This is a genomic window from Priestia sp. P5 (genome assembly GCF_029522155.1).
GTDB classification, from domain to species: Bacteria; Bacillota; Bacilli; order Bacillales; family Bacillaceae_H; genus Priestia; species Priestia megaterium_E.
On sequence record NZ_JAKWFJ010000001.1, the window covers coordinates 876,283 to 897,214 of the forward strand.

Consider the following 20,932-nt stretch of genomic DNA (forward strand, 5'->3'; position numbering starts at 1 on the left):
AACATTGACGAATATTGTTGCTTTGAGTACAATGAAAGCGTATTAATTGAATGATCGGGATTGTGACTGGTAAAGCAGGCAAGACCTAGAATGCGCATGAAGGACAACTATGTCTTTTATAAGCGTATTTTAGGTCTTGCTTTTTTTATGACATACAATAAGGAGGAAGTAAGATGGATGTAAAAGAAATTGCTAAAAAGCTTGTTCCGCTTTTAGGAGGAAAAGAAAATATTGCTAGTGCGCAGCACTGTGCTACGCGTTTGCGCCTCGTTATTCGAGATGAAAGCAAAATCGATCAAAAAGGTTTAGATGAAATAGAAGATGTAAAAGGGGCTTTTTCAAATTCAGGACAGTTTCAAATCATTTTTGGAACCGGTCTCGTTAATAAAATCCACGCTGCTTTTATGAAAGAACTAGGCGCTGAAGAGGCTGCTGCCCCAGCGGATCATCAAGAAGAAATGAAAAAGAAAATGAACCCACTTGCGCGTTTTGCCCGCATGCTTTCCAACATTTTTGTTCCGATTATTCCAGCCATTGTAGCCAGTGGTTTACTAATGGGGCTGCTCGGGATGATGAAAGCGTTCCACTGGGTCTCAGAAGATAGCGCGTTGTTTGTGTTGTTGGATATGTTCTCAGGCGCAGCATTTATCATTTTACCAATTTTAATCGGGTTTTCAGCTGCAAAAGAATTTGGTTCAAATCCTTATCTGGGAGCGGTTATCGGAGGGATCTTAACGCATCCGATGTTATTAAATCCATGGACATTAGCAGATGCTAAGCCAGAATATATGGATTTGTTTGGCTTAAGTATTCCGCTGATTGGCTATCAAGGTACGGTCGTTCCGATTTTATTGGCTATCTACGTTATGAGCAAAATTGAAAAGGGACTCCGGAAAATTGTGCCGAATTCGGTTGATTTACTTGTTACGCCTTTTTTAACTGTTATTATCACAGGCTTTGTGTCACTTGTGTTTATTGGTCCTTTCGGTCGCTATATTGGAGATTTAATTTCGATCAGCCTTCAGTCTCTATACGATGTAGCCGGAGTGTTTGCAGGAATTTTGTTTGGTGGCTTATATTCGACCATTGTATTAACAGGCTTGCAGCATAGTTTTCATGCTATTGAAGCCGGACTGCTTGCTAATCCGAAGATTGGCGTTAACTTCTTACTTCCTATTTGGGCCTGCGCGAACGTGGCGCAAGGAGGAGCAGGGCTGGCTGTTTACTTTAAGACGAAAAATGCCAAAACGAAAAAAATTGCGATTCCAGCGGCTATTTCTTCCTTTTTGGGAATTACAGAACCGATTATTTTCGGCGTCAACTTAAGACTTCGCAAGCCATTTATTGCTGCGGCTATAGGCGGAGCAGCCGGAGGCGGCTACGTGGTACTTATGCACGTAGTAGCCAACGCATACGGACTCACAGGCATTCCAATGATGGCCATTGCTGCACCGCTTGGTATGAGCAATTTAATTCACTATATCATCGGTATGATTATTTCTGTAGGTGTTGCATTCGGCGTTACGTGGTTCATGAAACTAAAAGAAGACTGAGAACTAGCGGCAAGCATATGAGAATAGAGAATGGTATTAGATTTGCTCATCATATTTTATGGTGAGCAAATTTTGTGTCGTAAATATGAAACTTTTTAAAAAGTAATACGTAGAACAGTCAAAGAGATAAGTTGATGTTGTGTAACAGGAACGTAAATGCTACACTACATATATTGGATTGTACTATTATAGTCAGAAAGAGAGCTGGCACATGGAATTTTATCACGATCTTTTTCTATATGCGCCGTATTTATCTGCTTTCGTTTTATACATCCTTTGTTATTATATGCTTCGTGAAGCTAGGTTTACGGCTTTTCATGCGGAACCTGTCACCGACCATGTGAATGCAGGGATTGATCCTTCAGTATTAACAATATGGAAAAGACGAAATGTATTTATACACGTTTATAGAAAAACACCAGTTAAAGAGAAGAATAATGATGAAGAAGATCCTTTCCTTCTGAAAAACACTTCATACATTTAGTCATTATTAGGAGGAAAGAATATGAAAAGAAATAAAAAATTATTATTGCTTGGTTTAATGGGAGCGCTTCTTTTAGCTCTAGCCGGCTGTAGCAGTACAAAAACACCGGTTACGGCTACAAGCGGCGGATTCTGGGATCATTATTTTGTTTACCCTTTATCTATGGCATTAACGAAAATTGCTGAATGGGCAGGCGGAAGCTATGGTCTTTCTATTATCATTGCGACGGTTATCATTCGTTTAGTTCTATTGCCGCTTATTTTAAAACAGCAAAAGAGCACGATGGCTATGCAAGCACTTCGTCCAGAAATGGAAAAGATTCAAAAGAAATATGCTGGTAAAAAAGATCCAGAAACACAGCAAAAGCAGCAAAAAGAAATGATGCAGCTTTACCAAACGCATAAAATTAATCCGGTTGGTGGATGTTTGCCAATCTTTATTCAAATGCCTATTATTATCGCATTTTATAATGCCATTGCACGAACGCATGAAATTGCTCAGCATTCATTCTTATGGGTAAGTTTAGGAAAACCCGATCCTTACTTCATTTTACCGGTAGTTGCAGCGATTACGACATTCTTACAAATTCGTGTAAGTATGACGGATGAAATTCAACCTCCAATGAAAATGATGATGAACATTATGCCAATCTTCATTTTAGTAGCAGGGATTTCACTTCCATCTGCTCTTGCATTATACTGGGTAATCGGTAACTTATTCGGAATTGGACAAGGTTACTACTTGAAAAAACGTATGAGTTTATTAAAAGAAAAAGATGCGGCTAATAATACAGCACAAGCTAAAACAAAGCCATCACCAAAATCTAAGTCAAAATCATAATATACAAAAAGCGCAGCTATTCGCTGCGCTTTTTTATTTTTTCAAAAATGTGATGAGATGAGGAGATTTGTGTAACGCTATAAAAAAAGACAGGAGTGAACATGGTGAAAAAAATAGCGTTATGTCTGCTTTTTCTTATGTTGTTCCCTATGCAAATAAATGCTGCCAATACAGTGAAGGTCAGTTTTATACGGCATGGAAACCTATGGGTATATGATAACGGTACCGAAAGGCAGTTATCCTATGCACGTCATGCCTCTATGCCTCAATGGTCATCACATGGAGATATAGTTGCTTATGCAGAAAATGATTCTTTAATGATTGCACCGTTAAAAGGAAAACCGCTACTTGTTGAACATGATGTGACTCATTATCAATGGTCACCGGTTGCTGAGGAACTTGCGTATATTTCGAATGGAATCTTAGTATATTACAACGTTAAAACGCATGAAAAGAAGCGTGTAGCCGTAGGAGTTGATCAGTTTTCATGGTTTCCAAAAGGAGATCGATTTTTAATTACGTCAGCTGCTGCGCTAGCGCCCACGGGATGGGGACCGGTAAAGCTATATACAGTGAGCAAATATGCAGGGTTAGATGTAAAAAAAGTGGAGGCTTTTACGACGCTCCCAGCGGAAAATGATTCGTTTTTTGCGTATACAACAAGCAGCTTTAAATGGTCTCCTAACGGTCAATGGATTAGTTTTATCGCTATTCCAACGGCTTCGATGTCTGCAGATGCAAACAAGCTGTGCATCATTACGAAAGAAGGGAAAGCTTTTCAAGTAGTGGGAGATATGCTTAATGTACCTAATTGGTTTAAGTGGAGTAATGAAGAGCAAGTGCTGGCATTCATTAATGGAGAAGGAAGGTTTGCCACTGAAAATAAAAAGTTCACTTTAAAAGAGATGCCGGTTTTTAAAGAGCATGTGTTTACGCCAAAAGGCTTCGCAGATTGGGATTTTACTTGGGCAGAAAAAGATAACATCATCATTTCACGTGTGCCCGAAGCAGGATGGTCGAATGATGAAAAAAAGAGGCCACTGCCTTTTTTGTATAGCATGAACGTAAAGACCAATAAGCAAAGTCAGTTCACATTTCCGCAAAAAGGCTTAGGCGATTACGCGCCTTTTTATCATAAAGCAACGAATCAAACGATGTGGATTCGTACAAATCGAAAACAAGCAAATCTTTTAACACGCGTAAAAGATACGAAAAATGATAAAGTACTTATTTCAAGCTTAGACCTGCCGGGAAATTATTATGAGCTGTATCGGTGGAATGAAGTATTTAGCGTGTACAGCCCTTAATAGCTAATTAAAACATAAGAAACTAAGGTGAAAAAATGAATATACGATTGTTGGTAAAAGAAGACGCTGACGTGTACTTTGAACTCCGTCTTCGTGCTTTAAAAGATCATCCCGAAAGTTTTATTTTAAGTTATGAAGAAGAATATGAAAAAGAAATTGCTGATATCCGAAATTATTTTCCAAGCAGCCAATCAGAATTTGTAGTAGGAGCTTTTATGGAAAAACAGCTTGTGGGGATCGTGGGGTTTCAGCAGCAAAAGCCTTTAAAAGTTCAGCATAAAGGAGATATTTGGGGGATGTACGTAGCCCCTGAAGCAAGGGGGAAAGGTCTTGGAAAGAAGCTGTTAAAAACCGCTGTTGAACAAGCTTTTTTCCAAACAGAGGTATTGCAAATCTACCTGGCCGTTGCTGCTGAAAATAAAGGAGCAAAAGCCCTATACAAAAGCCTCGGTTTTACTTCTTATGCGTATGAAAAAAGAGCTCTTCAAGTAGATGGTGAATTTATCGATGAAGAGCATATGGTATTGTCTATAAAAAGCCTTTGATTAGATCAAAGGCTTTTTTGTACGGGAAAAATTTAGCTGAAACGTATAGAGATGGAAGCACATTCCCCATAAATATGCTATGATTTAACATATAGGATTATGGAGAGGCGAGGCAGCAGATGGAAAAACTGATTGAATTAAAAAATGTTGCAAAATTATACAAAAAACACACCGTATTAGAAAACATTCATACGACCCTTTATAAAGGAGAGACTGTCGCGATTGTTGGAAAAAACGGTGCGGGAAAAAGTACGTTTTTAAAGCTAATTGGCGGATTATCGAAACCGACTAAAGGGACAATTCACCTTCATAAAGAAACGGGTACGCCTGGATTTGTGGTGGAACAATTTCCTCAGGAGCTCCGTTTTACGCTAGCCGGTTATTTGCAGCACATGGGACGAATTCAAGGATTGTCTAAGAAAAAGCGCACCTCTAGAATTGAAGAGCTGCTCGAAACTTTCGAAATGGTAGAGTTTAGACATGAAGAAATCATTTCTTTTTCAAAAGGAATGAAGCAAAAAGTCAACATGATGCAAGCGCTGCTGAGTTCTTCTAAGCTGCTATTGCTTGATGAACCTCTATCAGGATTAGATGCTCGTGCTCAGCTAGAAGTAGAACGGATTTTTACAAAGCTAAAAGAACGAGGGATGACCATTGTATTTACGTGTCATGAAGAAAGGCTCATACATGCTGTAGCGGATCGTGTTATCACCATTGGCTCACAGCGCATTTTAAAAAATGAGCGCGTTCAACTCATTGAGCATTTAACGGTTATTGAGGCAAATGTCATTCTTAATAAGCCACTTCGTTTATTAAAAGAAAAGTGCACGAAAATTGAACAGCACGGAAACTACTGGATTTTTTATATAGATAAAAAATATGTAAACGAGTTTCTTGCAGAATTACTTGCTGTTCAAGGTGAAGTTGTAAAGCTATATCATATGGAAAGGGAAGAAATTTAAGATGGGTGCATTGATTCGCTATCATTTTATTACATACATTAAATCGTATCGATATATTCCGCCGCTTGCACTTTATATTATTTCGCTGTGTATGAACTATACATATAGACCGAACCCGGTGCTTGATAGCTTTTTTAATACGGCACTTTTCCTCTTTTTTCTAACCACTTGGTTTACGATGTCGCTGTTTCACGCGGAAGATTCTAGTCAAGAAGTTATTACAAAACTTCATGTAGGGAAAAAGAACAAGTACTTTATAAGCAAGCTTATTAGCTGTATGCTGCTGTTTACGTTTTTATCAGCGGTTTCCATTGCTTATCCCGTGCTGCTTGATATGTTTGAAGTGGATATATCCACTAAGCAAATGGTGTTTGGGTTTATTATTCACTGGACGTTTAGTTTGCTTGGTATGAGCATAGGCCTTGTTTTCACAAGAGATGTTGTAAGAGAAGGCAGCTTATCGTGGTTTGGACCTCTATTTATTTTAATCGTTACGCTTGCAGCGGCAGGCGTTTCATTTCCGTATCAAGGAGGGGGAATGCTGCTGTATGTATTGCCGCCCGTATCTGCAATCATTCAATTTATTAACGAAGGATTAAACAAATTTTTGGTGTTTGGCTGGGCTTTGCTTTATGCCATAGCATTAATTAGCCTGTACTTATGGAGAGCGAATAGAAGAGATGTATAAAGAATAAACACTTGCCGCGGCAAGTGTTTATTTATTATGAAGCACGTTATAAAGACGATCCGGGTAATTAGTAAACATGCCGGTTACGCCCCACTCGATAAGCGTTCTCATTTGTTTTTCATCATTTACTGTATAAGGATGAACGTCTAAATCATATGAGCGAGCTTTTTGTACATATGACTTTGTCAGCGTGTTTGCATTAGGACCAATGCCGTTTGCGTACTTTTTGATTTGTCTGAACTGCTGATCTGTTAACATATTGGTTTGCTTAGAACGAATCAGTTGAATTAGTTTCATAGTAGGTCGGTATCGATGGACGGTTTTTAAGCTTTCAGGACTAAATGATTGTACGATGACGTGATCGGTATGAATGTTGTACTTAGCCATCAACGTTAATAATTCCTTTTCCATACCGGGATATTCATGAGGAGATTTGGTTTCAATATAATAGTTTGTTCGATTGCCAAACGTACGGAATATTTCTTCTAAAGTTGGAATGACGGCTTTTTTATTACCTTTTCCTGCGTTTAAACGCTGAAGCTGCTTCACTGTATACTGTTTTACATATCCTGTTCCATTTGTCGTTCGGTCAACTTTGTAGTCATGAATTGCTACAAGCTGCTGATCTTTAGACATGTGAAGATCAAGTTCAATGTAATCCGCTTTTTGCTGGACGGCCGCGAGATAAGATTGCATCGTATGCTCTGGCTCGTACCCTGATGCGCCTCGATGAGCAATAATGGCTACGTTTTCTGCTTGAGTAGAAGCTGCCTGCGTATGTATAAACATAAAAATGCCGCATAAACAAAGAGTGAGTGAGCTTACAAACCACCATTTTCGTCTCATATCAAAACTCCTTTTTATTGAGGGGTCGTGCATTAGTTTACTAGTGAGATGTTGTGTTCATATTAAGGCTGTGTAAATATTTAAATAAAACGACCCAGTATGTAATTAAAAGTAATAAACGCCGATGTTTAGTGAGAAACATCGGCTGTTTTTTCCGGGCGGAGGCTTGTATAAATAACGAGCCTGCGCTCATGAGTTTTCTGTTTATGATCAAACGTTCCTGTACAGGTGATTAAATTAAGCTGGTGTTGAAAAGTTGGACCGAAAATCTCTCTGATAGGAGCAGAATCTCGGGGATAAGAAGCTTTATTGGTAACAACGAAGGTCAGCTGATCCCCTTGCTGATCGGTTACAAAAATTTCGTCTCCTTTTGTGAGCTTGTCGAGATGATAGAAGATAGCGGGTCCTTTTTGATCATCAACATGTCCTGCAATGACCGCATTTCCTTCCTCTCCGGGTCTTGCTCCAAGCTTAAACCAAGCTACATCATGACCATTATCAGGAACGCTCATTTCACCTTGGTTAGTAAGGCCCATTCCTTTTATAAAAGCCTTAATATGAAGCTTCGGAATAATAAGCTGAGATGGAAGAGGTGTAGAAGCAGTTCCTGAAGATTTCAAGGATTGAGCCGATTTTGTTTCAGCCATCTTCACAACAAAATCCGTCGAGCCGTTTGCAATTGCTGATTGGGCAAACCAGCTGCTCATGAATAGTATAAAAGAAAAGGTGAAAACCCCTCCTATCCACTTCATTCGCTTTCGTATCCTCTGTGACGACGAACAACAAATATAGCGACCGCCCCAATTCCTAATAAAGTAAGAACCGGCACAATTGAATTATAATTATCCTCTGAAGCACCGCCCATACCGGTTTTTGGCATTTCGGAAGGCATAGCGGTATTATCTTTTAATAACAGCGTTTCAAGGCTGTCGGCTTTGTTAATAGCGAGCACTGTGTAGACCGTGTTGGCTTCTAAATTAAGGTTTGGAATATCCAGTACTTTTTTATTGTCTTGACTAGTTGCGATGGTTAAATCATAGGTTCCGGCATCTACTTCCGAATAATTTGTCATTTGTTTAAAAGCAGTGTCTTTAAACAAAGTAGGGCCGTGATTAATACCTACATTAACAGCGGGAGCATCTGGAGAAAAGTGAGCAATTCGAATTTTACTCTTTCCTTTAGCTACGTTCATATCATCTTGAGCTACTTTTAATTCTAAGTGTGCAACTTGGTTAATAGCAGCAAGAGTATAGGCCTTGTTTGCTTCGACGGTTATATTAGTGGAAATGACAGGTTTTTCTTTTCCTTTTGTACCTATGGCATATACCTCTACTTTATGAGACCCCGCAGGTACTTTAAGGTAATCTGTCACATCTTTAAATGATGCGCCGACTACGATGCTTTGATTGTCCACATATATATCTACTTCAGGCGCATCAGGTGACGCATGCACAACTCGTATCATCGCCTCCTGCACAGCTGCAGAAGTGAAATTATCTGAAAAAGCTAGCAATAAAACTGCGAGTAAAGAAGCAGCAATAATCTTTACACGGTTCATAACGTTTTACTCTCCTTTTAATCTAAGTTTGTCCTGTTAGTCCCGTATGAAAAGTGGTGGGCATTCATTCACTTTTGAACGTACTCGGGCATTTATTCACTTGTTATCATCTACAATTTTATCCAATATATGCATAATTTATTTCATTGAATGAAATTTTTGTAAAAGTTCAGGTAAATAGTTTGAATTTTGTGATAATATTAAAATAAGGGTTTGGTTAGTAGTTGATGTCTCTATTACAAAAGGAGGGGAAGTTATGTGCTGCAAACGAATCATGAAATAAAAAAGGTTGTTCATCGTTCGCTATCAGCTAAAATGATTGTAAAGCGCATGCTGTTTATTTTAGTGGGAGCCCTTTTAATGGCCGTCGGGCTAGAATTTTTTCTTGTCCCTAATGAGGTTATTGACGGTGGAATTGTAGGTATATCTATTATTTTATCCCACTTAACGGATGTTCAAATCGGCTTTTATATCTTCGTATTAAATCTTCCATTCTTTTTTATTGGCTACAAGCAAATTGGAAAAACATTTGCGCTATCTACGCTTTTAGGTGTTATCATTCTATCCATTGCTACCTCTATTTTTCACGACTTGCCGGTCTTAACAGGTGACCCTCTTTTAGCCACTGTGTTTGGCGGAATTGTTCTCGGTGTGGGAGTAGGAATTGTTATTCGGTACGGAGGTTCGCTAGACGGCACCGAGATATTAGCTATTTTATTTAATAAGCGTACGCCTTTCTCCGTAGGTGAGACGATTATGTTTTTTAATTTATTTATTTTGGGAAGTGCCGGTTTTGTATTTGGCTGGGATCGCGCTATGTATTCTTTAATGGCTTACTTCATTGCTTTTAAAACGATTGATATTGTAATTCAAGGGTTAGATGAGTCTAAGTCAGCTTGGATTATCAGCGAACAATATGAACAAATTGGCGAAGCAATTCTTGCTCGTTTAGGGAGAGGCGTCACGTATTTAAATGGGGAAGGGGCGTATACGGGAGATGATAAAAAAGTCATTTTTTGTGTGATTACCAGGCTTGAAGAAGCAAAGCTAAAAGCGATTATCGATGAGATAGATCCATCTGCTTTTTTTGCTGTAGCAGCTATTGCTGAAGTTAGAGGAGGGAGGTTTAAGAAACGAGATATTCATTAGTGAAGGTTGTCTGCTAATGAGGCTGTCCCGTTATTACTTGCAGCAGCCTTTTTAATTTTCTCTCTTTGTTTCGAGTATATGGAATAGTTTATGTCACTTCTGCTGCGCGCTGCTTTGGGCATATCGAACCCTTCTTTTTTCTTGTATATCTTTAAAACAAACATGTAAAATGTCTAAAAGGTATAAAAAGAGTACATAGTAAAAAAACAGAAAGAGGGAGTGACATGAAAAAAACGTTAAAAATACTAGGAGTCGGTGTAGTAGTTCTTGTTGCAGTAACCGTGGCTTTTTTTATCATATGGTCAGGTTTTGATTATGAACCTTCAAAGCAGCTTCATTCACTAGTAGATGAGAAAAAGGTAGTGAAGAAAGACGATTATTACGTATTCAAGCCTCAAACGAACAAAGAGATAAAAGCCGGCTATATTATTTATCAAGGTGCTAAAGTAGAGCCGTTAGCATATGGCTATTATGCCCAGCAAATTGCAAATGAAGGATATCTTGTTGCTGTGGTAGATTCCCCGTTTAATATGAGTTTTTTTAGTCAAAACAAAGCGACGGATATTGTGAAGAGCTATCCGAAGATTTCCGCATGGTTTATCGGAGGGCATTCCCTTGGAGGAGTGAGTGCAGCCTCTTATGCGTATGATCATCCAAATTTAATAAAGGGCTTAGTTCTTTTAGCATCGTATCCGATGAATAAAAATAATTTTTCAACTTCCACTTATCCTATTTTGTCTTTAAGCGGTGAGAAAGATGGTTTGTCGACGCCTGAAAAAATTAAAGAAACCAAGCATTTACTTTCAAAAAATACGGAGCTGGTCCAAGTAAAAGGAGCTAATCACGCACAGTTTGGAATGTATGGGAAACAAAAAGGCGATAACAAAGCCAGTATTTCCCCTAAAGAGCAGCAGGATGAGCTAGTAAAAAAAACGGTCAAGTGGTTAAACAGTCAAATGAAAAAGTCCGTCAGTAACTAACTGACGGACTTTTTTTCTTTTTTTGGAAATAACGCTTGAAAAAATAACCAGTTAGTTATATAGTTAGTTACATGAGTAATGAACCACTTAAGTGAGGTAGTCAAAATGAAACAATCATTAGATCATCAGCGACCAATTTTTCAACAAATCAAAGAAACCATTGAAGAGAATATTTTGAATGATGCTTTTCCAGAAGAAGAAAGAGTACCGTCTACGAATGAATTTGCCAAAATGTATCGCATTAACCCTGCAACGGCAGCTAAAGGAATTAATCAGCTAGTTGACCACGGAATATTGTATAAAAAGAGAGGGATAGGGATGTTTGTATGTGCGGGCGCCAAAGAAGTATTGCTTACACAAAGAAAAGAAGAATTTTATAACCGTTTTATCGTTCCCCTGAAAAAAGAAGCACAACATTTGGGGATTACGGTAAACGAGTTAAAAGAACTGTTAGACAAGGGGGAAATAAAATGAATATAGAAGCGCAGCTATTAAATAAATGCTACGGATCTAAACAAGTGCTAAAGGACATTTCACTTACGCTAGAAAAAAATAAAATATACGGATTGCTAGGGAGAAACGGAGCGGGGAAAACGACTCTTATGCAAATTGTAGCCGGACATACTCCAGCTACGACAGGAGAGGTAAAGGTGGGACATCAATCTCCGTTTGAAAACCGCTCTGTTTTGCAAAACATCTGCTTAATTAACGAAAGCGGAAATTTCAAAAAAACATTAAAAGTCAAAGACGTACTAAAAATCGCGTCACTTTTTTATCCTCATTGGAGCCAAGAAACGGCTGAAAGGCTTATGGGAGAGTTCGATTTAGATTCCAATACGAAAGTTAAGGCATTATCTAAAGGAATGGAATCAGGACTAGGGATTATTGTGGGGCTATCTTCTCGCACGAGCATCACAATTTTTGATGAACCTTATATTGGACTTGATGCTGCGACGCGAGCGCGTTTTTATGAGCTTTTATTAGATGAATATGAAGATTATCCACGCACCATTATTATTTCAACGCACTTAATTGATGAAGTGAGTAATTTATTTGAAGAAGTTCTGATCATGCAAAAAGGAAAGCTGATTCTTCAGGATACGGCAGAAAATTTGCAGCAGCGCTGTGTAAGTGTAAAAGGACCTAAAAGTCAAATTGAAGAATATGAAAAAGGAAAGCAAGTAATCCATGAACAAGTATTCGGAGGAGAGAAAAAAATAGTGCTCTTTAATGAAGATATTTATGCTGAAGAACTTGTCGACCGTTCATTTCATGTAGAAGCTGTTCATATCCAGGATATTATGATTTATCTTACATCAAATCGTGGAGGTGTAGCGTAATGAACGGACAGTTTGCCGCCATTAGTTATTCGCTTTACGTTGAACTGAAGTATTTAATGATTCGCTTTTGGACCATACTGTTAGCTTTTGTTGTAGTAGATATTTTAGTGTTCAGCCAGGTGAACGAGCATCTTCTATTAGTAACAAGTATGCCGCAGTACATCTTTTCAGGTATTGTAAGTTTTATTATCATTCGAAAAAGCTTCTCCTTTTGCTTAAAGTTAGGAGCTACTCGTAAAGCATATCTTTTAACGATGACCTGTGTTTTTGCTTTATTTGCAATTGTAATGTCCCTTATCAATGTTGTCATCATGAGCATTTCAATAAAGGTGATTAATAGTTTGAATTTAATGAATGTTCAGCTTTATTATGCAAGTGATTTTATCTTTCATGACCCTACTGTCGCTATTCACTTTTTAACGGACGCTGTATTTATCTTTTTTATTACAGCAGCAGCATGTTTGCTCGGCAGCATCGTTTACAAATTCGGGCAAACAGGAGGGATGATCACCGGTGCTGTTTTAATTTTACTATTTACCATTCCAGTGACAAAAGAACCGGTTATTCATTTTATAAAAAGCTTTTCGAACGGGTCGCTGTTACTTACATTCGGAACAATGGTTATCGTAAGTTTTCTACTCTTTCTTATCAACTGGCTGTTTTTAAAAAAAGCGTCGCCTGCTCATCAAGCCTAATAAAAAAGCAATCATTCCTTTGCTGAATGATTGCTTTTTTACTGTACTTTTTTTGAACAAGCTGCATCAATATCTAGAATCCAGTCGTGAAACTTTTGCTGAAGAAGTTGAAGAGAAGACTGATTGTTCGATACAATGTCCAGTCCGCGCTCGTCGTATAGGTGGAAGATGGTTTCTTTATTCAAATTCACAATGTAACACTCTTCTTCAATAGCCGGATGAATATGAAGATCACGGTTGGCAATTGATTGCAGAAGAAGCTTTTCTTTCACATCATTTGTTTTACAGGCAATAATATACTCAGCGTTATTTAATAATGCTACGGATTGAACTTCTTGTTTCTTCAGGCGAGAGCGAATGAATTTTTTAATAGCTGTTTCTTTTTTCTTTTTTAAAAGTAAATCATCCTGTGCAGCATTCGCTTTGAAAACAAGTAACAGCTCATCATTTTTTTCATGGAGTGTTTCAAAAATTTCATAAGCGCGTGCGTACACATTTTTCATGTATTCTCGTTCCCATACGCCTTTTTGATTGGTAAGCGTAAAGCGGATACCTGCGGGCGCGTTATAAAAAAGAGGTCTTTTCATTTGAACATTTGGAAACATTGTTGTTAAGTATGATTGAAGCCGCATTGTAGTCATACGCAACACCTCATTTAGTTTAGTCCTGACTTAATATGTTGAGTTTAGTCTATCACGTGATTAGCTAAATTTGTAAAGAAGTAATGTTATTTAATCAAAAGGTAACCAAACTGTTATATTTTGTTGATTTTGCATTATTTCTTTACACAACCTTTGCGGATGAACAGGTTTTTTCATACGCCTGTCGTATTACTTAACGTAGTAACGACGTGAAGAAAGGATGATATAAGGTGAAAAAACAGCTTGTTCTTATTTCAATTATTACAGCTGCTTTCTTTGTGCTCATTTTTCACAAAACGATCTTTCAAGAAGGTAATCCTCTTCCCATTGCATGGAGTATTGTAAAATTAAAGTCTTCAGGCGAAGACGTTGTGCAAATATCGGATAAGCCTAAAAGGTATCTCATTCATTCAGATGACTACTTAACGTTTATTAAACAAATGAAAAAGAAAAAAGTGAATTTTCAATATCAAGATGATAAAAAATTTTATTTTAATAACGACAATGAACGCCAGCTGTTTGTGAGCAAAAACTATACCGATAAGTTCACGATTATGGAACTAAAGAAAAAAGAGCTGACTGAAGCTGGCGTTGAGTAATAAGAGCTAATCCCTGCCCTGTGTCCCAAAATCTTTAATTTGAACATGAACATGATAGTCGATGGTCGACTGGCTAAATATTTCATCCCATTCATGCTGATGTTTTTTCCAAAAATGAGGATAATGAATCCGTACGTAATCATGCAGGTCAATCACATCAGCTTTGTAATTATTTTGTAATAAGCGAAGTGTTTTTTCTGCGTCTTTTCGAATGATTTTTTCTATTTTTTTTTCGGTGTTCTTTACATTAGAGGCGGCAAGAGCCTGTTTTGAAGTCTCCCAATCTTCTGATAGCCTGCCGCTCGTTTGAACGTTGATGTCAAAATGAACGGAGTGATTTGAATCAATCCGGGCCTTCACATCTTGCTGAACATCTCCAATTTCATAGGAAAAGGGGTATGGCCCGTGTTTGCCGTAAATAATTCCGCCTTTAATATTCCCCGTTAACCACGTTAAAGCCTCCACTTGGTGCTGAGTTAAGGTGAATTTTGCTTTTTTATTTTTTATGATTGCCGCACCGTCTAGTTCAACGCTATTTTTAATTTTAGAAAGCCGCTGTATTAAAAAGCTTTGATCGGTTTTTAACTTGGCCGATAGCTCTCCCATTGTTAGGGGATTTAAAATTTTATTCGTTTTGAATTTATTGTAAACAAGCTCGTAAATTAAGTTTACAGGGGGTACAGACATTCCTTGAATCGTTAAAACGTTTTTAGCATCGCCTTTTGTAACAAACGCAAGGCTGCTGCGCCGTATTTCATTATCACGGACAAACTGATTGATAAGCGCATCCAAAGGGATGGTCTTGCTCGCTTTTTCTCCTATTAAAAGTGCTCGCTGGTGCTGACTGTATATAGGATCAGATTTCAGCGAAATATTTCGCGTGATTTCATGAATAGTAGGACCAGCTGTTGTAATGTTCTTGTATGGAATGGAAGAAGACATATTTCCGGATTCCGTCTCGGTTAACGTTTGATGAGTCAGCATAAGCTGATTTTTTCCTGTTTTTGGTTCGATTTTAGGTGTGATATCCATTGCCACTCCTATAACAAGAGCAAGTTGTTCAATATTTCGATGGCTCATACAGCCGCATAATAAAAAAATGGTCATCATGACAGGAAGACATTTTTTCGTCATTTGAACACAACCTTTTTTATTTTCATTAACATGCTGAAAAAAAGAGGGATAACTAAAAATGTCACTAAAAATGCCCAGCCTAGTACCGTTGAAAAATTTGACACGTCGCTTGCTGTTTTGGGCGCTAAAGCGCTCATAAATAGAACGGGCACAAGAAAGATAATATTAGTAGTTGATCGGTTTTTGAAAATTTTTTTAAATCCTGAAACAGCTAAAAAGAAATACATTACAAAGGTTAAAAAAAACTGAAGAAGCCAGACAATAAGTAAAAATAATTCAAGCCTCTCAAAGAAAATTCCTTTTACTTCATGCGTCTGAACAAATTCAATTGTAGGCCAGACGGTCGTTTTTACCTCCGGAACGGATAACGCGCCGACAACTAATACGTAAGTGATAATATATAAAAACAAAGGGATGGAAAATCCGATGATAGAAACTTTTCGTAAATGATTTTTGTTTTTCATATGCTTTGGAAGAAATACAATCGTTTCAATTCCTAAAAAAGAAACAGAGACGGTTGTAAAAGCAGAAAGAAGCGGGCTGAATCCATCGGCTAAAACGGGCTGTAAGTTTTTTAAATCCACCATTCCGATACTAAGAAGATATAAAATAAGAAGAATGATGACCGTTACAGGAAAACATAGGGCCATTACTTTTCCAATAGAATTAATACCGCCAGTGATTAAATAGACGCCTGTCAAAATAAACGAAAGGATAATTAATTCAATGGGCATCGTTTCCAGTAAATAAAAATGAATCATTTCTGCCATAGCTCTTACTTCGAAACTTGCTACAGATGTGAAATAAACGACTATGGCGAAGTTGAAGATATTCCCAATCAGCTTGCCGGTTACTTCTTGCGTGAAGTCAAACATACAGCTAATCGTAAAATATTTAACCATCCAGACTAAAAAAAGAACAATTCCAATAAACAAAAGGCCGTCCATAATCAGTACAATCCATCCGTCTGCATTATTTGTCTGATTTGTAATGCTGCTTGGCAGTGTTAATAAACCGACACCAAGCATGGTTGAAGAGATAATTGAAATGGCATAAAAGTCTGAAAGAAGCTTGCTTGATTGTGACTGTGATTGTTCCATATGGTCCTCCTTTTGTCAGTTTTATTTGGCTTTATTTTTAGACTGTTTTAGACTTTTGTTTGGCAGACGAATATAAGAGTCTTTCCACGCTTTTTTATTTAACGCAAAAAACGGTTTGAAGTAAGCCATACCAAAACTTTCGAGCTTGGTTAGATGAATGACGAGAACAAGAAAAAACATGGTAACTCCGTATAATCCAAAGATTGCTGCAATCATCATAGATACGAAACGCAAAATTCGAAACGAAAGGCCAATTCCGTACTGAGGAACGGTAAAGGACGCAATTGCCGATACGGATACAACAATAATCATAACGGAGCTAACGATATGGGCTTCCACCGCTGCTTGACCAATCACAACCCCGCCTACAAGTCCAACTGTTTGTCCGACAGGAGTAGGGAGACGCAGCCCGGCTTCGCGCAATAATTCAAGCGTCACTTCCATGACCACTGCTTCGATAAAAGGAGAAAAAGGCACGTTTTCTCGTGTGGCCGCAATCGTAATAGCTAGCTCCGTTGGAAGCAGACCTTGGTTAAACGAAACGAGTGAAATATAAATAGCTGAAAAGAATAGGGTAATAAAAATAGACAAGTACCTTAGTAATCTTAGCAATGAACCAGCTATCCATCTTTCGTAATAATCATCGGGTGATTTCATAATCATATCGAAAGTTGTAGGCACTAAAAGAGCAAAAGGAGAGCCATCTACTAAAATGGCTACTCGCCCTTCATTCACCGCAGCGAGAACACGATCCGGTCTTTCTGTATTTTGTACTTGAGGGAACGGTGAGTAAGGTGCTTCTTCTAAAAATTCTTCAATCATTCCTGAGTCTTGAATGTTATCTAAAGGAATGTCTAATAATTTCTCTCGGACTTGATTCACGATGTGAGTTTGACAGTGTTTATTATGAAAAACGATACTTGTTCGATGTTCCTTTGTATTTCCAATATAAATGTCTTCAATAACCATTTCTTCTTCGGTAGAACGCTGCCTTAAAAGACCAAGGTTTTCATCTAAGTTTTCGATAAGGGCAATTTTAGGGCCACGCACTACTTTTTCTGTTGTAGGTTCACTTAAAGAGCGCTGTTTGGTCATAGACATATTCAGCGAGTATGCCGTGGTGCTTTCGCTAATAAACAGCAAGGGCTGACCTTTAAAAAAACACGAGATCGCTTGCTTGTATGTATAAACTTCTTTGTCTTTAATGACAGAAATAAACGAATCGATGTCATCAAGTGTTTGCGTTTCACTTTTTGCTTTTGTCTCAACAACATGCTGAGTAAGATTATCAAGTTTTTCTCCGTCGACTAATCCTTGGAGATAAATAATGCATATATATTTTGTGGGAGACAGCCATAATTTTTTGGAACCAACATCTGTATTTTGACCCACCAAATCTAGAAACGTTTGAACGGTGTAGTCTGCATTGGGCTGAAATTTTGAATCGAGCATAAATAAACTCACCGCCTGTTGTGTTAATGAGCTTAGTGTTTACGATGTAAAAACGAGTTATGCGAAAAATGTGGAAGAATAGAAAAGATATGTTATGGTAAAGAAAAGAGGTGATGGTATGCTACATTCATTTACGTTAAAAACGAATAAGCGTGACGAAATGATTGACGTTACGAGTCAGGTGCAGGCAGTACTAAGAACAGAAGGGTTAAAAGAAGGGGCTGTAGTTGTTTACTGTCCTCATACAACCGCTGGTATAACAATTAATGAAAATGCGGATCCTGATGTAAAAACGGATATGATCCGACGCTTCGATGAAGTATATCCTTGGGAACATAAGTTAGATCTTCATATGGAAGGAAATACGGCGGCGCATCTCAAAGCGAGCACGGTCGGCTCCTCTCAGCATATAATCATTCACGATGGGCAGCTGCTGCTAGGAACGTGGCAAGGAATTTATTTTTGCGAGTTTGATGGACCAAGGACTCGTACGTATTATGTGAAAATTTTATCCCTGCAATAACTTTTTTTCATACTCATTGTCCAACTTTCTTTTTAAAGTTGTTATAAAACAAAGTTTAGTTAATATAAATGTTATATAACAGTTAAAGGGAGAGATTGAACAATGGAAAAGATCGGTGCAGAACAAGAAACAGTAAAAAAAGAAAACGAAAAAACAAATTTTACATGGGTGGAAGAATACCCAACTATTTTAGACATTGTCAACGAGTATTACAGTACGTGTCGATAAAGTGAAGAGATAAAATTATTTTAATTGAAAGAAGATCCGAATGAGTTTGATTCTTGCTTGAGAATTTAACGCGTTCGGATTTTTTTATTGGTAGGGTGGACGTAGGTTTCATGTATGTAGACGAGGAGGCTCATCGGCCGGCCGCAGAAAACGAAGTCTTACACGGGAATCAACAGCGATGCAACAAGCAGTCGAGATCATTTATCTCACTTGTTCGTCTTTAAGTTGGATTGATTTAGTTATGTCTTAATATCTTTTTTTATAAAAAAGATATAATAGTAGCAATTTTTCTAAAAGGTTTAATATAATAAATATTAGGGTACTGAATTGTATGAAATAAAGATAAAACGCATCGTTTCATACTATTTCCTTTTTTACCGCTAGTATAGCCTTGAAGAAAAAGTTTCATTTGATATACTAACTATACGCTTAGTCTTTAAGAGAAAGATGAAGATTCATTGTCATTGTTACACGCAGTGAATGAGCTGCCTTTGCTTGGCGAAAACGTCGTACAAACAAAGACAGATAGCGAATTGTTTTGGGTGCGTTCATTTAGTTCAAAACAGGGAGGCGATTAGTCTATGTTACTTGTACGTATGGCCATGATTGGTTTCTTTTCATTAACAGCCATATCATTGTTTTCTTTTCAGTCCGTTGAAATTATCCATGCCATTATGGACTTTTTCTCATCAGCTGATAAGTACTAAAAACTATATCTTTTTTAAATAAAAAGCGGATAACCCTTAGGGAGCTATTCGTCAAAAACCGCCCAAAAGGCGGTTTTTTTATGCTTATAGCTGTGCTCACAAACGCACTGCATTCATTCTCTGATGACAAAGTCCACGTGTTTTTTAGCTTAACATTCGTTAAAATAAGTATTTACGTACTGTTCAAACTGAAGCCAACCCTCCACGCGAGGGACATTTACTTCTTCGTTATACGGGTAGCTCATGGCAACAGCATGGCGACCTGTAGCTTGAAAAGCTTTCAAATTATGCGGTGCATCATCGAATAGCAAGTCTCCGTATATTTTATCTTTTTGGTGTGTAAACACGATATTGTATTTTCCGATAAACGGAAGGTGTTTCTCAACCCACTGCTCTTTTTCTGTATAAGCATAGGTACGGCTGCTTGTGACAATTAAAATGGAAAACCTTTCATAAAGTCGTTGAAGAACCTCAACAGCATGAGGCAGAGGTTGTAAATGTAAAAAAAGCCCTGGCTGATCGAGGTAGTCATAAATTTTTGTGCCGCATTCCGGCTTTACATACTTTTCTGATTCCCAGCATTTTAACTTTTCAACCGATAAGCTGTCGCAATAATCTTTGTTATATTGGTTATGCCAATCCGTCATAAGATCACAAATGACAGAATCCATGTCAATTAAAAGGGTGTGCATTTATTCAACTTCCTTTACAGTATTCATCTACACGCTTGGTTTTGCAATGCGCTGCTTCTACTATACCAAATCTTTTGCATGCAGAAAAAGAGCAAGCCGCATCAAACTCGCACAGCTTGCCCTTTTTATCAAAACTACATTCTTTTAGCACCTAAATAGCGTTTGCTCCAATAGCTCTCTTTCAGAGAAGAGATGCTCACGCCTTTAGATGAAGAGCAGTGAAGAAACTGGTTATTTCCTAAATAAATTCCTGCATGAGAAGGCCCTTTTGTATAGGTTTGGAAGAACACAATATCTCCAGCTTTTGGACTTGAGACGCGCGTTCCTTTTTGATAAATTTGAGCTACTGTTCGAGGAAGCTGAACCCCGCCGCCATATTTGAATGCATAGCCAATAAAACCGCTGCAGTCAAAGCCGCTTGGCGTTGTTCCGCCCCAGCGATATCGAACGCCCATATACTGTTTTCCTTTGTTAATAACTGCGTTAGGGTTATAGCGCGCTGAGCTAGAAGGCGATTTGCCCTTTGCTGAAACGCCTAGTTTAGCATACGTTCCTTTTCCGACAATACCATCCGCTGCTAGTCCATTTTTGCGCTGAAATGATTTTACAGCAGAAGTTGTGACAGTTCCAAAGTATGTAGTCGTATTCCCTTTAAAATAACCTTTATTTTTCAACGTTTGTTGTAGTTGTTTAACATCTTGGTGATTCATGCCTTGGCGAAGCGTTTGGTCGCCTAGAGCCGCTTGGCTGACAATCGGGCTAGTAGAAACAATAACGCCAGCAAGCGTAAGAGCTGCTATTACTTTTTTCATAAAACTAGTACCCCCTGAAAATTTTTCCTGATTTGAGTAAATTCATCATATCATCTTTCGACAGTGTTCTACGTTACAATTTCATTACATATATGAA

At 38.0% G+C, this 20,932-nt stretch carries 24 protein-coding genes; 15 read left to right on the plus strand and 9 right to left on the minus strand.

Going from position 1 to position 20,932, the window contains the following annotated elements; translation table 11 throughout:
- The first annotated feature begins 173 nt into the window (after positions 1 to 173).
- The 6 genes from MMB69_RS04480 to MMB69_RS04505 all read left to right on the plus strand — a co-directional run bounded on the left by MMB69_RS04480 (position 174) and on the right by MMB69_RS04505 (position 6,379).
- Entirely contained in the window at positions 174 to 1,553 is a 1,380-nt protein-coding gene (locus tag MMB69_RS04480) for a sucrose-specific PTS transporter subunit IIBC (RefSeq protein WP_269870317.1), read from the plus strand.
- Positions 1,554 to 2,058: 505 nt separating this feature from the next.
- Positions 2,059 to 2,877: a membrane protein insertase YidC gene (yidC, locus tag MMB69_RS04485; protein ID WP_013058701.1), complete on the plus strand. Its 819-nt coding sequence runs from the start codon at positions 2,059 to 2,061 to the stop codon at positions 2,875 to 2,877.
- 101 nt (positions 2,878 to 2,978) lie between these two features.
- On the plus strand, positions 2,979 to 4,184 hold the full coding sequence (locus tag MMB69_RS04490) for a TolB family protein (RefSeq protein WP_277447245.1): 1,206 nt from the start codon (positions 2,979 to 2,981) through the stop codon (positions 4,182 to 4,184).
- Between the two features lie 35 nt (positions 4,185 to 4,219).
- The gene (locus MMB69_RS04495; protein WP_269870315.1) at positions 4,220 to 4,729 is read left to right on the plus strand and encodes a GNAT family N-acetyltransferase; all 510 of its coding nucleotides are present in this window, start codon (positions 4,220 to 4,222) and stop codon (positions 4,727 to 4,729) included.
- 119 nt (positions 4,730 to 4,848) lie between these two features.
- Positions 4,849 to 5,691, plus strand: a complete 843-nt coding sequence (locus MMB69_RS04500; protein ID WP_277447246.1) for an ATP-binding cassette domain-containing protein — start codon at positions 4,849 to 4,851, stop codon at positions 5,689 to 5,691.
- Between the two features lies 1 nt (position 5,692).
- Complete coding sequence (locus MMB69_RS04505) at positions 5,693 to 6,379, plus strand: ABC transporter permease (protein WP_277447247.1); 687 nt, start codon at positions 5,693 to 5,695, stop codon at positions 6,377 to 6,379.
- 27 nt (positions 6,380 to 6,406) lie between these two features.
- Here the strand turns inward: MMB69_RS04505 and MMB69_RS04510 are convergent, their stop codons facing one another.
- The 3 genes from MMB69_RS04510 to MMB69_RS04520 all read right to left on the minus strand — a co-directional run bounded on the left by MMB69_RS04510 (position 6,407) and on the right by MMB69_RS04520 (position 8,783).
- Positions 6,407 to 7,225 carry a glycerophosphodiester phosphodiesterase family protein gene (locus tag MMB69_RS04510; RefSeq protein WP_277447248.1) on the minus strand — a complete coding sequence of 273 codons (819 nt, stop codon included), beginning with the start codon at positions 7,223 to 7,225 and terminating at the stop codon, positions 6,407 to 6,409.
- Positions 7,226 to 7,353: 128 nt separating this feature from the next.
- Complete coding sequence (locus MMB69_RS04515; RefSeq protein ID WP_277447249.1) at positions 7,354 to 7,977, minus strand: class F sortase; 624 nt, start codon at positions 7,975 to 7,977, stop codon at positions 7,354 to 7,356.
- The gene (locus MMB69_RS04520; protein WP_277447250.1) at positions 7,974 to 8,783 is read right to left on the minus strand and encodes a DUF4397 domain-containing protein; all 810 of its coding nucleotides are present in this window, start codon (positions 8,781 to 8,783) and stop codon (positions 7,974 to 7,976) included. The genes MMB69_RS04515 and MMB69_RS04520 overlap by 4 nt, the downstream gene beginning before the upstream one ends.
- A 258-nt stretch (positions 8,784 to 9,041) precedes the next feature.
- Between MMB69_RS04520 and MMB69_RS04525 the strand changes: the two genes are divergently transcribed.
- The 5 genes from MMB69_RS04525 to MMB69_RS04545 all read left to right on the plus strand — a co-directional run bounded on the left by MMB69_RS04525 (position 9,042) and on the right by MMB69_RS04545 (position 12,947).
- Complete coding sequence (locus MMB69_RS04525; protein WP_013058693.1) at positions 9,042 to 9,932, plus strand: YitT family protein; 891 nt, start codon at positions 9,042 to 9,044, stop codon at positions 9,930 to 9,932.
- A gap of 224 nt (positions 9,933 to 10,156) precedes the next feature.
- On the plus strand, positions 10,157 to 10,912 hold the full coding sequence (locus MMB69_RS04530; protein ID WP_277447251.1) for an alpha/beta fold hydrolase: 756 nt from the start codon (positions 10,157 to 10,159) through the stop codon (positions 10,910 to 10,912).
- Between the two features lie 105 nt (positions 10,913 to 11,017).
- Positions 11,018 to 11,386, plus strand: coding sequence for a GntR family transcriptional regulator (locus MMB69_RS04535; RefSeq protein WP_013058691.1), 369 nt, complete (start codon positions 11,018 to 11,020; stop codon positions 11,384 to 11,386).
- Positions 11,383 to 12,252, plus strand: a complete 870-nt coding sequence (locus tag MMB69_RS04540) for an ABC transporter ATP-binding protein (protein ID WP_277447252.1) — start codon at positions 11,383 to 11,385, stop codon at positions 12,250 to 12,252. The genes MMB69_RS04535 and MMB69_RS04540 overlap by 4 nt, the downstream gene beginning before the upstream one ends.
- Positions 12,252 to 12,947: a hypothetical protein gene (locus tag MMB69_RS04545; RefSeq protein WP_277447254.1), complete on the plus strand. Its 696-nt coding sequence runs from the start codon at positions 12,252 to 12,254 to the stop codon at positions 12,945 to 12,947. Before MMB69_RS04540 ends, MMB69_RS04545 begins: the two co-directional genes overlap by 1 nt.
- Positions 12,948 to 12,985: 38 nt before the next feature.
- Here MMB69_RS04545 and MMB69_RS04550 read toward each other — a convergent pair whose 3' ends face one another.
- Complete coding sequence (locus tag MMB69_RS04550) at positions 12,986 to 13,588, minus strand: DUF3885 domain-containing protein (protein ID WP_013058688.1); 603 nt, start codon at positions 13,586 to 13,588, stop codon at positions 12,986 to 12,988.
- Positions 13,589 to 13,818: 230 nt separating this feature from the next.
- On the opposite strand from MMB69_RS04550, the gene MMB69_RS04555 reads away from it, so the two are divergent.
- Positions 13,819 to 14,187, plus strand: a complete 369-nt coding sequence (locus MMB69_RS04555; protein WP_013084654.1) for a hypothetical protein — start codon at positions 13,819 to 13,821, stop codon at positions 14,185 to 14,187.
- Positions 14,188 to 14,193: 6 nt separating this feature from the next.
- Here the strand turns inward: MMB69_RS04555 and MMB69_RS04560 are convergent, their stop codons facing one another.
- From MMB69_RS04560 to MMB69_RS04570, 3 genes are read right to left on the minus strand one after another with little or no spacing between them, the layout of a single operon-like run.
- Complete coding sequence (locus MMB69_RS04560) at positions 14,194 to 15,321, minus strand: Ger(x)C family spore germination protein (RefSeq protein ID WP_221783498.1); 1,128 nt, start codon at positions 15,319 to 15,321, stop codon at positions 14,194 to 14,196.
- Positions 15,318 to 16,421 (minus strand): GerAB/ArcD/ProY family transporter, encoded by a 1,104-nt coding sequence (locus tag MMB69_RS04565; protein WP_221783500.1) that lies wholly within the window; start codon positions 16,419 to 16,421, stop codon positions 15,318 to 15,320. The genes MMB69_RS04560 and MMB69_RS04565 overlap by 4 nt, the downstream gene beginning before the upstream one ends.
- A 21-nt stretch (positions 16,422 to 16,442) precedes the next feature.
- Positions 16,443 to 17,873 carry a spore germination protein gene (locus tag MMB69_RS04570; protein ID WP_016765285.1) on the minus strand — a complete coding sequence of 477 codons (1,431 nt, stop codon included), beginning with the start codon at positions 17,871 to 17,873 and terminating at the stop codon, positions 16,443 to 16,445.
- A gap of 118 nt (positions 17,874 to 17,991) precedes the next feature.
- Here MMB69_RS04570 and MMB69_RS04575 point away from each other — a divergent pair, with 118 nt between their 5' ends.
- The 3 genes from MMB69_RS04575 to MMB69_RS04585 all read left to right on the plus strand — a co-directional run bounded on the left by MMB69_RS04575 (position 17,992) and on the right by MMB69_RS04585 (position 19,331).
- A complete protein-coding gene (locus tag MMB69_RS04575) occupies positions 17,992 to 18,396 on the plus strand; it encodes a secondary thiamine-phosphate synthase enzyme YjbQ (protein ID WP_269870309.1) in 405 nt (134 codons plus the stop codon).
- Between the two features lie 102 nt (positions 18,397 to 18,498).
- Entirely contained in the window at positions 18,499 to 18,624 is a 126-nt protein-coding gene (locus MMB69_RS04580) for a hypothetical protein (protein WP_016765283.1), read from the plus strand.
- Between the two features lie 581 nt (positions 18,625 to 19,205).
- Positions 19,206 to 19,331: a hypothetical protein gene (locus MMB69_RS04585; RefSeq protein ID WP_013058681.1), complete on the plus strand. Its 126-nt coding sequence runs from the start codon at positions 19,206 to 19,208 to the stop codon at positions 19,329 to 19,331.
- Positions 19,332 to 19,480: 149 nt separating this feature from the next.
- Here MMB69_RS04585 and MMB69_RS04590 read toward each other — a convergent pair whose 3' ends face one another.
- Both MMB69_RS04590 and MMB69_RS04595 read right to left on the minus strand, forming a co-directional pair.
- Entirely contained in the window at positions 19,481 to 20,023 is a 543-nt protein-coding gene (locus MMB69_RS04590) for a 5' nucleotidase, NT5C type (protein WP_221783526.1), read from the minus strand.
- Between the two features lie 134 nt (positions 20,024 to 20,157).
- Positions 20,158 to 20,835, minus strand: a complete 678-nt coding sequence (locus MMB69_RS04595; RefSeq protein WP_221783528.1) for a C40 family peptidase — start codon at positions 20,833 to 20,835, stop codon at positions 20,158 to 20,160.
- Between the last annotated feature and the right edge of the window lie 97 nt (positions 20,836 to 20,932).